14 protein-coding genes and 2 tRNA genes are annotated in these 14,983 nt (G+C 54.5%); 10 read left to right on the top strand and 6 right to left on the bottom strand.

Annotated features, from left to right (window positions below):
• Positions 1-348 precede the first annotated feature (348 nt).
• The gene (gene putP / locus ACSIPU_RS20015; RefSeq protein WP_004100988.1) at positions 349-1,857 is read left to right on the top strand and encodes a sodium/proline symporter PutP; all 1,509 of its coding nucleotides are present in this window, start codon (positions 349-351) and stop codon (positions 1,855-1,857) included.
• A 112-nt stretch (positions 1,858-1,969) separates the two neighbouring features.
• Entirely contained in the window at positions 1,970-2,404 is a 435-nt protein-coding gene (locus ACSIPU_RS20010; protein ID WP_004112099.1) for a DUF3574 domain-containing protein, read from the top strand.
• Positions 2,405-2,533: 129 nt separating this feature from the next.
• Here the strand turns inward: ACSIPU_RS20010 and ACSIPU_RS20005 are convergent, their stop codons facing one another.
• On the bottom strand, positions 2,534-3,718 hold the full coding sequence (locus tag ACSIPU_RS20005) for a NupC/NupG family nucleoside CNT transporter (RefSeq protein ID WP_023329481.1): 1,185 nt from the start codon (positions 3,716-3,718) through the stop codon (positions 2,534-2,536).
• A gap of 272 nt (positions 3,719-3,990) precedes the next feature.
• On the opposite strand from ACSIPU_RS20005, the gene efeU reads away from it, so the two are divergent.
• The 4 genes from efeU (at position 3,991) to phoH (ending at position 8,587) form a co-directional block, all read left to right on the top strand.
• Positions 3,991-4,821 carry an iron uptake transporter permease EfeU gene (gene efeU, locus ACSIPU_RS20000; RefSeq protein WP_004100994.1) on the top strand — a complete coding sequence of 277 codons (831 nt, stop codon included), beginning with the start codon at positions 3,991-3,993 and terminating at the stop codon, positions 4,819-4,821.
• A gap of 55 nt (positions 4,822-4,876) precedes the next feature.
• Positions 4,877-6,004: an iron uptake system protein EfeO gene (efeO, locus tag ACSIPU_RS19995; protein WP_017146147.1), complete on the top strand. Its 1,128-nt coding sequence runs from the start codon at positions 4,877-4,879 to the stop codon at positions 6,002-6,004.
• 4 nt (positions 6,005-6,008) lie between these two features.
• Positions 6,009-7,289 carry an iron uptake transporter deferrochelatase/peroxidase subunit gene (gene efeB / locus ACSIPU_RS19990; RefSeq protein ID WP_017146146.1) on the top strand — a complete coding sequence of 427 codons (1,281 nt, stop codon included), beginning with the start codon at positions 6,009-6,011 and terminating at the stop codon, positions 7,287-7,289.
• A 509-nt stretch (positions 7,290-7,798) separates the two neighbouring features.
• Positions 7,799-8,587, top strand: coding sequence for a phosphate starvation-inducible protein PhoH (phoH, locus tag ACSIPU_RS19985; protein WP_017146145.1), 789 nt, complete (start codon positions 7,799-7,801; stop codon positions 8,585-8,587).
• 50 nt (positions 8,588-8,637) lie between these two features.
• Here the strand turns inward: phoH and ACSIPU_RS19980 are convergent, their stop codons facing one another.
• Positions 8,638-8,931: a YciI family protein gene (locus ACSIPU_RS19980; protein WP_004112116.1), complete on the bottom strand. Its 294-nt coding sequence runs from the start codon at positions 8,929-8,931 to the stop codon at positions 8,638-8,640.
• A gap of 96 nt (positions 8,932-9,027) precedes the next feature.
• Between ACSIPU_RS19980 and ACSIPU_RS19975 the strand changes: the two genes are divergently transcribed.
• The gene (locus tag ACSIPU_RS19975) at positions 9,028-9,726 is read left to right on the top strand and encodes a hypothetical protein (protein WP_023320700.1); all 699 of its coding nucleotides are present in this window, start codon (positions 9,028-9,030) and stop codon (positions 9,724-9,726) included.
• A 151-nt stretch (positions 9,727-9,877) separates the two neighbouring features.
• Here the strand turns inward: ACSIPU_RS19975 and ACSIPU_RS19970 are convergent.
• From ACSIPU_RS19970 to ACSIPU_RS19960, 3 genes are all read right to left on the bottom strand, one after another.
• Positions 9,878-9,965 (bottom strand) — tRNA-Ser (locus ACSIPU_RS19970).
• A gap of 145 nt (positions 9,966-10,110) precedes the next feature.
• Positions 10,111-10,788 carry an isochorismatase family protein gene (locus ACSIPU_RS19965; protein WP_004101006.1) on the bottom strand — a complete coding sequence of 226 codons (678 nt, stop codon included), beginning with the start codon at positions 10,786-10,788 and terminating at the stop codon, positions 10,111-10,113.
• 20 nt (positions 10,789-10,808) lie between these two features.
• Positions 10,809-11,669: a pirin family protein gene (locus ACSIPU_RS19960; RefSeq protein WP_024274020.1), complete on the bottom strand. Its 861-nt coding sequence runs from the start codon at positions 11,667-11,669 to the stop codon at positions 10,809-10,811.
• Between the two features lie 114 nt (positions 11,670-11,783).
• Here ACSIPU_RS19960 and ACSIPU_RS19955 point away from each other — a divergent pair, with 114 nt between their 5' ends.
• Positions 11,784-12,689 (top strand): LysR family transcriptional regulator, encoded by a 906-nt coding sequence (locus tag ACSIPU_RS19955; protein WP_004101012.1) that lies wholly within the window; start codon positions 11,784-11,786, stop codon positions 12,687-12,689.
• A 161-nt stretch (positions 12,690-12,850) separates the two neighbouring features.
• Here the strand turns inward: ACSIPU_RS19955 and ACSIPU_RS19950 are convergent.
• Positions 12,851-12,938 (bottom strand) — tRNA-Ser (locus ACSIPU_RS19950).
• A gap of 268 nt (positions 12,939-13,206) precedes the next feature.
• On the opposite strand from ACSIPU_RS19950, the gene ghrA reads away from it, so the two are divergent.
• Complete coding sequence (gene ghrA / locus ACSIPU_RS19945) at positions 13,207-14,145, top strand: glyoxylate/hydroxypyruvate reductase GhrA (RefSeq protein WP_196557995.1); 939 nt, start codon at positions 13,207-13,209, stop codon at positions 14,143-14,145.
• Positions 14,146-14,230: 85 nt separating this feature from the next.
• Entirely contained in the window at positions 14,231-14,968 is a 738-nt protein-coding gene (locus tag ACSIPU_RS19940; RefSeq protein WP_004101016.1) for a phosphatase, read from the top strand.
• Positions 14,969-14,983 lie beyond the last annotated feature (15 nt).

Genomic DNA, 14,983 nt, shown 5'->3' with positions numbered 1-14,983 from the left:
ACCTTGTTAATTGAGAATTGTGCTGCAGGCCTGAAATTGCCGTAATTGTTAAATTGTATGGCGTTAATAGCAGCTATTCATTCCCTTTATATTTGGGGTTTTATCTGCGTGACTTAACACTTTTACGTGGTGCAACCGATAAAAACGTGAGAGAGTGCAACCTATTACAAAATGAAGTTTGGTCCCCGATGCATTTAGTGTAAATGCTGTGTTAAATCATTTGTGAAAAAACAAAGCTTCCGTCAGGATACGGTCGCCCAATACAACCAAAAGGCCATTGCCCCGTTCCGGTAGTGGATAAAACGACAAATCTGGACGCTGTCGACAAAAAATTCTGGAGATTTTTACATGGCTATTAGCACACCCATGTTGGTGACTTTTATTGTTTATATTTTTGGCATGGTACTCATCGGTTTTATTGCCTGGCGTTCGACGAAGAACTTTGATGATTATATTCTCGGCGGCCGCAGCCTTGGCCCATTCGTCACCGCGCTCTCCGCCGGCGCTTCAGATATGAGCGGTTGGCTGCTGATGGGGCTGCCCGGCGCAATATTTATCTCCGGGATTTCCGAAAGCTGGATTGCCATTGGCCTGACGCTAGGCGCATGGATTAACTGGAAGCTGGTGGCGGGGCGTTTGCGGGTACACACCGAGGTGAATAATAACGCGCTGACGCTGCCGGATTATTTCACCGGCCGTTTTGAAGATAAAAGCCGGGTGCTGCGAATTATCTCGGCGCTGGTGATTCTGTTATTTTTCACCATCTATTGCGCATCCGGTATTGTGGCCGGCGCGCGTCTGTTTGAAAGCACCTTTGGCATGAGCTATGAAACCGCGCTGTGGGCCGGCGCGGCGGCAACCATTATTTATACCTTCGTCGGCGGTTTCCTTGCGGTGAGCTGGACCGATACCGTCCAGGCCAGCCTGATGATATTTGCCCTGATCCTGACGCCGGTCATGGTGATTATTTCGGTCGGCGGCTTTGGCGAATCGCTGGAGGTTATCAAGCAAAAGAGCATTGAGAACGTTGATATGCTGAAAGGGCTGAACTTCGTGGCGATTATTTCGCTGATGGGCTGGGGGCTGGGCTATTTTGGCCAGCCGCATATCCTGGCGCGCTTTATGGCGGCGGACTCGCACCATAGCATCGTACACGCCCGTCGTATCAGCATGACCTGGATGATCCTCTGCCTGGCGGGGGCCGTAGCCGTTGGCTTCTTCGGCATCGCTTACTTCAACAACAACCCGGGCGTGGCGGGCGCAGTTAATCAGAACGCTGAACGCGTCTTTATCGAACTGGCGCAGATTCTGTTCAACCCGTGGATTGCCGGGATTCTGCTGTCGGCGATCCTGGCGGCGGTCATGTCGACCCTGAGCTGCCAGCTGCTGGTTTGCTCGAGCGCCATCACCGAAGATCTGTATAAAGCGTTTTTGCGTAAAAATGCCGGTCAGCAGGAGCTGGTATGGGTTGGCCGCTTTATGGTGCTGGCCGTGGCGCTGGTCTCCATTGCCCTTGCAGCGAACCCGGAGAACCGTGTGCTGGGGCTGGTGAGCTACGCCTGGGCCGGCTTCGGCGCTGCGTTTGGTCCGGTGGTGCTGTTCTCGGTGATGTGGTCGCGAATGACGCGTAACGGCGCGCTGGCCGGGATGATCATCGGCGCCGTCACGGTGATTGTCTGGAAACAGTTCGCCTGGCTGGGCCTGTATGAAATTATCCCGGGCTTTATTTTCGGTAGCATCGGAATTGTGGTCTTCAGCCTGCTGGGTAAAGCGCCTTCCGCAGAAATGCAAAAACGCTTTGCCGAAGCGGACGCCCATTACCACTCCGCGCCGCCGGTGCGCGCGACCGCCGAGTAATGCTCTGTCGCATCATCAAGCCCGCATCATGCGGGCTTTATTGTTTGTGACTCTTGCTAATCGATTGAAAATACGCTGATATCTGAGCATAAATATCAATGAGGGTAGCAAGATGAGTGTCAAACAGGGTGCGATGGCGTTAGTACTGGCAGGGATTTTAAGCGGCTGCGTAGCGCCCGCCGCGAAGATGGCTCCGGCGGCGGATGCTGACGCCTGCCCGGCGGATAACGCCATGGTGCAAACCACGCTCTATTTTGGCTTAAGCCGTCCGGCCGGGAAGGACATTACCGCCCAGGAGTGGCAGCAGTTCGTTGATCGCGACGTGACGACGCGCTTTCGCGATGGCCTGACGGTCTTTGACGCGCGCGGTCAGTGGCTCGGCAATGACGGAACCGTGGCGCGCGAGCAGAGCAAGGCGCTGATGCTGATCCATGGCAAAGATGCGAAGAGCGAAGAGGGGATTGAGGCGCTGCGCAATACCTATAAATCGCGCTTTGCACAGGAGTCGGTCATGCGCGTTGACCAGCCGGTCTGCGTGCACTTTTAATTTGCATCTGATGAAAGACCCGGGTTGCGGCTAATGCCTTACCCGGGCTACGCAACCTCAGCTCGTACGAGCTGCCAGCCCGGGCAAGGCGCTCTGCGCCGCCCCCGGGATCACAGGCAATAACTGCGGTTACAGTACCAGACCAGCAAAGCTGGCAGAGAGCAGGCTGACCAGCGTTGCGCCATACACCAGCCGCAGGCCAAAGCGGGAAACGATATTCCCCTGCTGCTCGTTCAGACCCTTAATCGCCCCGGCGATGATGCCGATAGAAGCGAAGTTGGCGAAGGAGACCAGGAACACTGATAAGATACCCAGCCCGCGCGGCGTCATGCTGGCAGCGATTTTTTGTAGCTCAATCATGGCGACAAATTCATTGGCCACCAGCTTAGTCGCCATAATACTGCCGGCGTTCAGCGCATCGCTTAGCGGGATACCAATCAGCCACGCCAGCGGATAGAAGACATAGCCGAGTATCTGCTGGAAGCTCAGGCCAAACAGGGTGGCGAAGAGCGCGTTAATGGCGCTAATTAAGGCGATAAAGCCAATCAGCATCGCCAGAATAATCATGGCGACTTTGAATCCGGCCAGAATATATTCACCGAGCATTTCAAAGAAGCTCTGCGATTCATGAAGCTTCTCAAGCTTGATCTCTTCCTCGCTGCCTGGTCGCGTCGGATTAATGATCGACAGCACAATAAAAGTGCTGAACATATTCAGGATCAGCGCGGCAACGACATATTTCGCGTCGAGCATACTCATATAAGCGCCGACAATGGACAGCGAAACCGTCGACATTGCAGTGGCCGACATGGTGAACAGGCGGCGCGAAGAGAGATCGCCGAGCACGCCCTTATAGGCAATAAAGTTCTCTGATTGCCCGAGGATCAGCGAACTGACCGCGTTGAAAGATTCCAGCTTACCCATACCGTTAACTTTCGATAACAGGGTACCAATCAGGCGAATAAAAATCGGCAGAATACGCCAGTGCTGAAGAATACCGATGAGCGCGGAGATAAAGACAATAGGGCACAGCACGCCAAGGAAAATAAACGCCAGCCCTTTTTCACTCATGCCGCCAAATACAAAGTTGGTGCCTTCGGCGGCAAAGCCGAGCAGTGATTCAAAAAAGGATGCGATATTTTTCACTAGCCACAGGCCGCTTTCGGCGTGGAGAAAAAAGAAAGCCAGCGCAACTTCAATAATAATTAACTGGATAATATAGCGAATGCGGATTTTTTTACGGTCGTAGCTGGCAAGCCAGGCGAGCGCGAGGATAACCGCCAGCGCCAGCAGGAAGTGCAGGAATTGAGTCATGTTGTTCATTTCGCAGTAAATAAGGTCGCCATTTAGCCACAGCTCTTCGGCCGGGTAAATATCCGGCGCAAAAAATCCCCTTATCCTGCAGGGATGGCTTAAGGCAGAGAAATAATTCCGTAGCTCATTATTTGTTAGCGATTAATTTACAAATCGTCATCATTCCCTACACATTTCACTTGTGTTTCTGATTATTGTAATGATAATCACTATCAGAAATATTTACCTAACTTTGCATCAATTGACTGCGGTTCACATTTAAGGGTTTTGGTATGTTTGTCCCATTTCTCATCATGTTACGTGAAGGCCTCGAGGCCGCGCTGATTGTCAGCCTGATTGCCAGCTATCTGAAACGCACCCAGCGCGGGAACTGGATTAGCGTTATGTGGATTGGCGTTTTCCTGGCGGCGGCGCTGTGCCTGGGGCTGGGGATCTTTATCAACGAAACGACCGGCGAATTCCCGCAACGCGAGCAGGAATTATTCGAAGGCATCGTGGCGGTGGTGGCGGTGTGTATTCTGACCTGGATGGTCTTCTGGATGCGCAAAGTGTCGCGCAACGTCAAACAGCAGCTTGAACAGGCGGTCGATAATGCGCTTCAGCGCGGCAACCACCATGGCTGGGCGCTGGTGATGATGGTGTTTTTCGCCGTCGCTCGCGAAGGTCTGGAGTCCGTATTCTTCCTGCTGGCGGCGTTCCAGCAGGATGTGGGTATCTGGCCGCCCATCGGAGCGATGCTTGGGTTGGGAACGGCAATCGTTTTAGGATTCCTGATCTACTGGGGCGGTATCCGCATGAATCTCGGCGTCTTTTTCAAATGGACCAGCCTGTTTATTTTGCTGGTTGCCGCAGGTCTGGCGGCCGGGGCTATTCGCGCTTTCCATGAAGCCGGATTGTGGAACCATTTTCAGGACGTCGCCTTCGATCTCAGCAACGTGATTTCGACGCATACGCTCTTCGGGACGCTGCTGGAGGGGATTTTCGGCTATCAGGAAACGCCGACTATCAGCGAAGTGGCGGTCTACTTTATCTATTTGGTTCCGGCGCTGGTGCTGTTCGCGCTGCCGTCGGGCAATAACACCACCGCATCCCGAGCCGCGTAGTCGGGCATCGCGAATTCAAATAGTTACAACATACTTATCGAAAGGGATGGTCATCATGATGAATCATTTTCGTCGCACTGCGCTGCAGCTTACCGTTGCCGCGCTATTCAGCTCTGCATTTTACGCCCAGGCGGCCGATATTCCGCAGGTAAAAGTTACCGTTACTGATAAACAGTGCGAGCCAATGAACGTCACCGTCAAAGCGGGTAAAACTCAGTTCATCATTCAGAACCACAGCCAGAAAGCGCTGGAATGGGAGATCCTGAAAGGCGTGATGGTGGTTGAAGAGCGCGAGAATATTGCCCCCGGCTTTACGCAAAAGCTAACGGCAAACCTGCAGCCGGGTGAATATGATATGACCTGCGGCCTGCTGACTAACCCGAAAGGCAAACTGACGGTGACCGGAGAGGCGATCCAGGGTGCCGCGAAAGCCGATGCGCTGCTTAGCCTCGGCGAAGCGATTACCGCCTATAAAGCCTGGGTTAGCGCCGAGACTGCGCAACTGGTGAGCAGCACCAAAGCCTTTACCGATGCGGTGAAAGCAGGCGATATCGAGAAAGCAAAAGCGCTGTATGCGCCAACGCGTCAGCACTATGAACGTATCGAGCCGATCGCTGAGCTGTTCTCTGACCTTGATGGCAGCATTGACGCCCGCGAGGATGACTACGAGAAAAAAGCCGAAGATCCAAAATTCACCGGTTTCCACCGGCTGGAAAAAGCGCTGTTTGGCGATAACAGCGTCAAAGGCATGGATAAATACGCCGATCAACTGCACGCTGACGTTATTGAGCTGCAAAAACGCATCAGCGAGCTGGCGTTCCCGCCGTCAAAAGTGGTTGGCGGCGCAGCCGGTTTGATTGAAGAAGTGGCGGCCAGCAAAATCAGCGGTGAAGAAGATCGCTACAGCCATACCGACCTGTGGGACTTCCAGGCCAACATTGACGGCGCGCAGAAAATCGTCGACCTGCTGCGTCCGCAGCTGCAAAAAGAGAACAGCGCGCTGCTGGCAAAAGTGGATGCTAACTTCAAGAAAGTTGACGCCATCCTCGGTAAATACCGCACCAAAGAGGGTTTTGAGACCTACGACAAGCTGACGGATGCCGATCGTAACGCGCTGAAAGGCCCGATCACCACCCTTGCGGAAGATCTGGCCCAGCTGCGCGGGATCCTCGGTCTGGATTAAGTCGATGGCAGAGCAAAAATACCCTATCAATGAACCGTCGCGTCGGCGGTTACTCAAAGGGATCGGCGCGCTTGGTGGCGCGCTGGCCTTGACCGGTGGCTGCCCGGTGGCGCATGCGGCAAAAGAGAAAAGCTCACCGGGTACGGTCTCCCCCGATGCGCGCATGGAAGCGCAGCCGTTTTATGGTTTGCACCAGGCCGGCGTGCTGACGCCGCAGCAGGCATCGATGATGATCGTCGCATTTGATGTCCTCGCCGGTGATAAAGCGGATCTGGAAAGGCTGTTTCGTCTGCTGACCCAGCGGATCGCCTTTCTGACAAAGGGCGGGCCCGCGCCGGAGACGCCGAACCCGCGGCTGCCGCCGATGGACTCGGGCATTCTTGGGCCGTGGATCGCCCCGGATAACCTGACGATAACCGTTTCGGTGGGGCATTCGCTGTTTGACGAACGCTTCGGTCTGGCCAGCCATGCGCCGAAGAAGCTGCAAAAAATGACCCGTTTTCCTAACGACTCGCTGGATGCGGCGCTCTGTCACGGCGATCTGTTGCTGCAAATTTGCGCCAATACTCAGGATACGGTGATTCACGCGCTGCGGGATGTGATTAAACACACGCCGGATTTACTCAGCGTGCGCTGGAAGCGGGAGGGATTCATCTCCGATAGCGCCGCGCGCAGCAAGGGTAAAGAGACGCCGGTGAATCTGCTGGGCTTTAAAGACGGCACCGCGAATCCATTGAGTTCGGATACTGCGTTAATGGACAAGGTGGTGTGGGTAACCGCCGATCAGGGGGAACCGGCATGGGCGACGGGCGGTAGCTACCAGGCGGCGCGGATTATTCAGTTCCACGTTGAGTTTTGGGACCGCACGCCGCTGAAAGAGCAGCAGACCATTTTTGGCCGCGAAAAACTGACCGGAGCGCCGCTGGGGATGGAGCACGAGCACGATGTGCCCGATTACCGTAACGATCCTGACGGCGAAATCATTGCGCTCGACAGTCATATTCGGTTGGCCAACCCGCGCACTCCGGAAACGGCCTCCAGCCTGATGATGCGTCGGGGCTACAGTTATTCGCTGGGGGTCACGAATTCCGGCCAGCTGGATATGGGGCTGCTGTTTGTCTGCTATCAGTACGATCTGGAAAAAGGCTTCCTGACGGTGCAAAAGCGGCTGAACGGAGAAGCCCTGGAAGAGTACGTGAAGCCGATTGGCGGCGGATACTTTTTTGTTCTGCCGGGGGCCGTTGACCCTCAACATTACCTCGGTCAATCGTTAGTCGAAGCCTGACGTACCTGCCCTCCGGGGCAGGGCGTTTTCTGCTGTTTTTCCATTCATTTTTTGTATTTCCTGCCTTGTTTCATTTTTCTGTAATCTTATAGTCGGAAACTCTCCCGAGCCGCCTTGAGAATTATTTGTTGTCTGTATGTGAAAAATAAGTTGCGCTTAGAATTATTTCTGATGTACTTATTACAGACGCGGTAGTTCTCGGCAGCAGTATCGTTTCATTATGGAGATCGCGAATGCCCGATTGCTGTAACGGAAAACGTCAAACCCGATACCGTACTCATCAGCACGGAAGCCCCACTTCCGGCCGCGATTTTCTCACCGCCAAATCATCCCCCTCTATCACAGAATATCTGAACCCAGGCAAGGTTATCGGTGCGCGTAGCCGTGACCCTCTGCCAATTCGTCAGGCAAGCAATGGCTTACAAGGAAGCCAAACCTCAATCGTTAGTGCGCATAATCGCGTCGAACGTGGCGCGTGTGATGTAAACCAACAACGCAAGGTGCTATCCATGGGAAGACAAAAAGCAGTGACCAGAGCTCGTCGTGAGGCCAAACGTGTGCTGAGACAGGATTCGCGAAGCCATAAGCAGCGCGAAGAAGAATCGGTCACATCGCTTGTGCAAATGAGTGGCGTAGAAGCCATTGGCATGGCGCGGGATAGCCGCGATCTATCGCCAATTGAAGCGCGCAATGAGGCTCAGGCGCATTATTTGAACGCCATCGACAATAAACAGCTGATCTTTGCCACGGGCGAGGCCGGGTGCGGTAAGACCTGGATTAGCGCGGCGAAAGCTGCTGAAGCCCTGATTCATAAAGATGTGGACAGAATTATTGTTACCCGTCCCGTTCTGCAGGCCGACGAAGACCTCGGCTTCTTACCGGGAGATATCGCCGAGAAGTTTGCTCCCTATTTCCGCCCGGTTTATGACGTGCTGGTGAGAAGGCTGGGGGCTTCCTTTATGCAATACTGCCTGCGCCCGGAAATCGGCAAGGTGGAAATCGCGCCGTTCGCCTATATGCGCGGACGTACATTTGAAAATGCGGTGGTGATTCTGGACGAGGCCCAGAACGTGACCGCGGCGCAAATGAAAATGTTTTTGACCCGCCTCGGGGAGAATGTGACGGTTATCGTCAACGGCGACATCACCCAGTGCGATTTACCTTCAGGCGTGCGGTCGGGTCTGGCCGATGCGCTGGCGCGTTTTGAGGAAGATGAAATGGTGGGGATCGTGCGCTTTACGACGGACGATTGCGTGCGTTCGATGCTTTGCCAGCGCGCGTTGAAAGCCTACTACTGATAGTTTCTTAGTCTGCAAAGCCCGGGAAACCGGGCTTTGTTTTTGCTTAATTACAGCAAGGCCTGCAGTGAAGGGCTGGTCATCGTGGCTTCAAAGGGAATGATATCAGCCTTCGCGACGCCAGATTGCTGAAAGGGGTCCAGGCTTAACCGATTTTGCAGCGCAGCCATATCATCGCCTTTAGCCAGAATCACGCCTCCGGACCTGGGGATTTTACGCCCCGACGCGAGAAATATTCCCTCAGCATACCCTTGCTTAAGCCATTCCACGTGTGCGGCAAGCTGGGCATCTACTTCTTCAAGCGGTTTAATGTAAGTCAGAACAACAACGGCAATAGTGCTCATATTCCTTCCTGGATAGTGAGTGGTAACGCTTCGGCAGTTTATCATTAGCGTGGATAGTGTTTCAGGCTCTTTTATCACCTTTAGCAGGAGTGCGCTATGAATGAAAATAACAGCGGTTTGCTGAACTATATTGAATTGCTTAAGTCGCATGAAGCGGCTTTAAAAAACAAATTACTCGCCGGCGATAAAAGTAAATCTGACCGGTGGCTATTTATCGGGTTAGTGGGGATGGTTCTGGTTTCCTTTGGCGCAATGGGCGGGTATATGCTGATCAAGCCCTCAGGCCGCTGGCTTATTGATTTGTCGATCGTACTCATAGCACTTTCCTATGTAGTGCTGATTCTCATGCCAATCATTAAAATCTACCAGCAGCGAAACACGATAAAATACTTCTTCACCATGCCGCTCAGCGCCAGCGTAGAACAAAATATTAAAAAAGAGGCCTTAACCGACGAGCGTTTTCTTGCGGATTTTGTACGCTTAGGCAAGCCTACCCTGGAGTTGGGGCTGCTCGAGATAAAGCACGAACGTGAGTTTCTGAGTAAAAGAATCAATCTTATTGTCGGCCCCGTCGATAAACTTGGTATTCTGCCAGGGATAATCTCTATGGTTATTACGTTAGCAAAACCTGTAGCAGGTCATGATTGGGTTATGGGGCTGGCATATGGCTATATCGGTCTGGTCGTTCTCTCTTTGTCGTTTATAAATTTATTGGTGAAGTACGACCGCGTCATATCGTTAACCGAGGTTGCTCTTTCGCGCTGCGATGAAGTGAAGGGCGATGTGCAGGGGTGAGGGCGGTCATAAAATGGCGGTGAATGATTTGTAGCGAGAAGGATGGCCGCGCCGTGACTCTATTTCGGCCGGTCGGGGCTTCTCATCCCCCCGGTGGCGTGCAATAGACGAAAAAAAAGCCCGTACTTGCGTATGAGCTCTTCTTAAAATATGGCGGTGAGGGGGGGATTCGAACCCCCGATACGTTGCCGTATACACACTTTCCAGGCGTGCTCCTTCAGCCACTCGGACACCTCACCATATTGTTTTGCTGCTCACCTTGGGTGGGCAACGGGGCGCTACTATAGGGAGTTGCGCTAAAACGGTCAAGCAGTATTTATTCTTTTGCTATCGTTCGGTTAAGCATTGAACACTGCCCCGTCGTAGCGCGGCGGGGCAGGCGTTTTAACGCTGTGAATCAAGCTGTTCGTTATTCTTCACCACGTCCTGCGCTTTGGCATAGCTCTCGATCAGCAGCTGGTATGCCGGGAAGACTTTAGTATAAACCTCAGCCCATTCTGCGGCGTCTGGTCGATTCCATGTGCGCTGCAGTTCGGAAGCGACCGCGGCGGTATCCATCGGCACGACGCCCGCCTGAACGACCCGGGCGAGAGTGATCTCCTGCGCCATCTTGCTATAGGTGCCGGAGGCATCGATGACGGCAAAAACTCTATAGCCGTCGGCGACGGCGGCAATCGCCGGGAACGCCATGCAAACGCTGGTAATCGTCCCGGCAATAATCAATGTTTTACGGCCGGTGGCCTTTACCGCGGCCACAAATTCCGGATTATCCCAGGCATTGATCTCCCCCTTACGCGCAATATAGTGCGCATGGGGCGCATTCTCATGGATCTCAGGGATTAGCGGCCCGTTCGGTCCCTGCGGCACCGATGCCGTGGTGATCACCGGAATACCGGCTAACGAGGCCATTTTTGCCAGCGCGGCGGCGCGCGCCCGTAACTCCGGCATCGGCATATCGCCTACGGTCTGGAAGAGACCGCTCTGGTGGTCGATCAGCAGCATGGCGGTATCATTGACATCAATAACAGGACGAGAACCATTAAAGTTAGCTGGGGTAGACATATTCTTCACCTCATTCAGTATCAGATTTGGCCGAAGCGGCCGCTATTAAAATCACGAACCGCTTCTGCGATTTGCGCTTTAGTATTCATCACAAACGGGCCGTAGCCCACGATCGGCTCCTGCAGCGGCTCGCCGGCCATCAGCAGCACTTTGACGTGACTACTGGCCGCGAGGTGGAGCGTTTCACCTTTTTGGCTGAGCACCACCAGCTGACCTTCGCGGGCGTTACCCTCGCCGTTCACCACGATTTCACCTTCCAGCACCACCAGCGCCGTGCTCCAGCCAGCGGGCTGATGCAGGGTTACCTCATGACTCTGGTTTAGCTGCAGGTCCCATACGTTAAGCGGCGAAAAGGTATGCGCCGGTCCGACAACATCCTGATAGCGCCCGGCAATCACCCGCATGCGGCCAGCGTTATCCGGCAGCTCGGCGTCAGGGATGGCATCCGCCGTGATGCTTTGATAGCCGGGATGCGTCATCTTGTCTTTAGCCGGAAGATTGACCCACAGCTGAATCATTTTCAGCTCGCCGCCGGAGCGGGTAAATTCCGCCGAGTGGAACTCTTCGTGCAGGATCCCGGCGCCTGCGGTCATCCACTGCACATCGCCCGGTCCAATAACGCCGCCTCTGCCTGTTGAGTCTCGATGTTCAACTTCGCCGGAGTACACCACGGTGACGGTTTCAAATCCGCGATGCGGATGTTCGCCGACGCCGCGTTTCTCGGACCCTGCCGGGAAGTGATGAGGGCCTGCATAGTCAAGTAGCAGGAAGGGGCTTAGCTGTTCGCCGTGCGTCTGATAAGAGAACATTGAGCGAACCGGGAAACCATCGCCTACCCAATGCTGCGCCGGCGCGGTGTAGATTCCGGTAATCTGTTTCATGGCTTTCTCCAGTGCATCTGTTTCTGATGTGAATAAGCTTATATTCACCACTAATACTCCGGTAGATAGCAAAAACGGCCTATACTGTTCCAAAAATGGAACGATGGAGGAAGAATGCAGGATCTCAACGATTTAGCCTGGTTTGTGCAGGTGGTGGATCACGGAGGATTCGCGGCGGCGGGTAGAGCGCTCGATCAGCCTAAATCCAAACTGAGCCGGCGAATCGCCCAGTTAGAAGAACGCCTCGGCGTACGTTTGATTCAACGGACAACTCGTCAGTTTGCGGTAACGGAGGTGGGGCACACCTTCTATCAGCACTGCAAGGCGATGCTGATAGAGGCGGAAGCGGCAGAGCAGGCGGTAGAGACCCTGCGTTCCGAGCCCCGCGGAAGCGTCAAGCTGACCTGTCCGGTGACGCTATTGCATGCGCACGTCGGGCCTATGCTGGCGCGGTTTATGGTGCGCTATCCGGGAGTTAATCTGCAGCTGGAAGCCACAAACCGACGAGTTGATGTCGTTGGAGAGGGCGTTGACATCGCGATCCGCGTACGCCCAAGGCCGATAGAGGATAGCGATCTGGTAATGCGCGTTCTCGCCGATCGTGGTCACCGCCTGGTCGCCAGTCCACAGTTAGTAGAGCAAAAGGGGCAGCCTGTGGCGCCGTCAGAATTAAGCGATTGGCCGGGATTGAGCCTGGGCGCAGGCAAACATCAGCATAAGTGGCAGTTGACCGGCCCGGAGGGCGCACGGGCGGAAGTCTACTTTACACCCCGGCTGGTCACCACGGATATGTTGGCGCTGCGCGAAGCGGCAATCGCCGGCGTTGGGGTGGTACAGCTTCCTTTATTAATGGTGCGCGATCAGCTGGCGGCCGGCGAGCTGGTGGTTGTCCTCGATGAGTGGCAGCCGCGCAGGGAGGTGATCCATGCGGTGTTTGCCTCACGGCGCGGGTTGCTCCCCTCGGTCAGGGCGCTGGTTGATTTCCTGAGCGAAGAGTATCAGCGGATGGAGGAGGATTAGCATTTGCCTGAATCCACAAGGCGCAGGCTGTCGAACAGAGTCTGAAGCCGCAGAAGGGGGGGGGCCCGGAGGCGGCGCGATGCGCCTGTCCGGGCTACAGGGCGGTGGCGTGCAATAGACGAAAAAAAGCCCGTACTTGCGTACGAGCTCTTCTTAAAATATGGCGGTGAGGGGGGGATTCGAACCCCCGATACGTTGCCGTATACACACTTTCCAGGCGTGCTCCTTCAGCCACTCGGACACCTCACCATATTGTCTTTCCCGTTATTGTCGGGAACGGGCGCTAATTTAGGGAAATACGTATCGCCCGTCAATCAACTTTTTAAAAAAATCGCGCGTTTAGCCAAACTTCAAGCAACTTGCTCCTTAAACGCGCGAGAATCGTTTTTTTTGTCACCATTCTCTTTTTCACACGCTCCCCGAACGAAATTTGCTATGCTGGCAAACCAATAGAAAACAACGAGTAAAACGCGGCGCTAACCTAACCTGCCTGTAGCGTCGGCTATCAGGAGCCTTTATGGATATCATTTTTTACCACCCGACCTTTGACACCCCTTTCTGGATTGCGGAACTGGAAAAACAGCTCCCCGGCGCGCGAGTTCGCGAGTGGAAATCCGGCGATGAACAACCCGCTGACTATGCGCTGGTCTGGCATCCGCCGGTAGAAATGCTGCAAGGCCGCGATTTAAAAGCCGTCTTTGCCCTTGGCGCCGGCGTCGATTCCATCCTGAGCAAACTGCGTGAGCATCCGGAAATGCTGCCGTTGTCGACGCCACTATTCCGTCTGGAAGACACCGGCATGGGGTTACAAATGCAAGAGTATGCGGTGAGCCAGGTGCTGCACTGGTTCCGTCGTTTTGATGACTATCAGGCTTTAAAGCAAGAAGCGCGCTGGCAGCCGCTGGAGGAGTATCAGCGCGAAGACTTTCCCATCGGGATTATGGGGGCGGGCGTGCTTGGCGCAAAGGTCGCCGAAGCTCTGCAGTACTGGGGATTCCCGCTACGCATCTGGAGCCGTAGCCGCAAATCCTGGCCGCAGGTCACCAGCTTTGCCGGGGAAAAGGAGCTGAACGCCTTCCTGAACGGAACACGAGTGCTGATTAACCTGTTGCCCAACACGGCGGAAACCGTGGGAATTATTAACAGCTCGCGCCTGGCGCAGCTGCCGGATAATAGCTATGTGCTGAATCTGGCCCGCGGAGTACATGTGGTTGAAGACGCTCTGCTGGACGCGTTGAATAGCGGTAAGTTGAAAGGCGCGATGCTGGATGTTTTCAGCCGTGAACCGCTGCCCGAAGCGAGCCCGCTGTGGCGCCATCCGCGCGTGGCAATGACGCCCCACGTGGCGGCCGTTACCCGGCCTCTGGAAGCCATTGCTTTTATCGCCAAAACCATCGGTCAAATGGAACGGGGTGAAACGGTCAGCGGGCAGGTCGATCGCCAGCTGGGATACTAAGCGTCAGCCCCGCCTGCGCGGGGTTTTTGCTGCTCTCAGGCGCAGATTCCTGCTATTCTTGCCACAAACAGAGAAGGAGATTGTGATGTATCCTGTTGACCTGCACATGCATACCGTCGCCAGCACCCACGCTTACAGTACCCTGCACGACTACATTGCGGAAGCCAAGCGCAAGGGGATCAAACTCTTTGCCATTACCGATCACGGGCCAGATATGGCCGATGCGCCGCACCACTGGCATTTTATCAATATGCGTATCTGGCCGCGTCTGGTGGATGGCGTTGGTATTCTGCGCGGTATTGAAGCCAACATTAAAAATACGCAGGGCGAAATAGACTGTACCGGCCCGATGCTCAATTCGCTGGACCTGATTATTGCTGGCTTTCACGAGCCGGTGTTTCCTCCGCAGGATAAAGCCACGAATACTGAGGCCATGATCGCCACCATCGCGAGCGGTACGGTGCATATCATCAGCCATCCGGGGAACCCGAAATTTCCCGTTGATATTCCGGCTATTGCCGCCGCCGCGGCGAAGCACCATGTGGCGCTGGAAATCAATAACTCATCTTTTGTCTCGTCACGCATTGGCAGTGAAGATAATTGCCGTGCCGTCGCGGCGGCCGTACGGGATGCCGGCGGTTGGGTGGCGTTGGGCTCAGATTCTCATACGGCATTCACGCTCGGTGATTTTACTGAATGCCGTAAAATCCTTGATGCCGTAGATTTTCCGCAAGAGCGGATTCTAAACGTGACGCCCCGGCGTCTGCTTAATTTCCTGGAATCGCGTGGGATGCCAGCGATTGCGGAATTTGCTGAACTTTAATTTGAATAACTGGAA

Origin of the sequence: Klebsiella sp. HN106, assembly GCF_051209435.1 — a bacterium.
In the GTDB taxonomy this organism is placed as follows: domain Bacteria; phylum Pseudomonadota; class Gammaproteobacteria; order Enterobacterales; family Enterobacteriaceae; genus Klebsiella; species Klebsiella oxytoca.
Note: the sequence above shows the minus strand (reverse complement) of the source record. Positions and strands in the feature narration are given on the sequence as shown.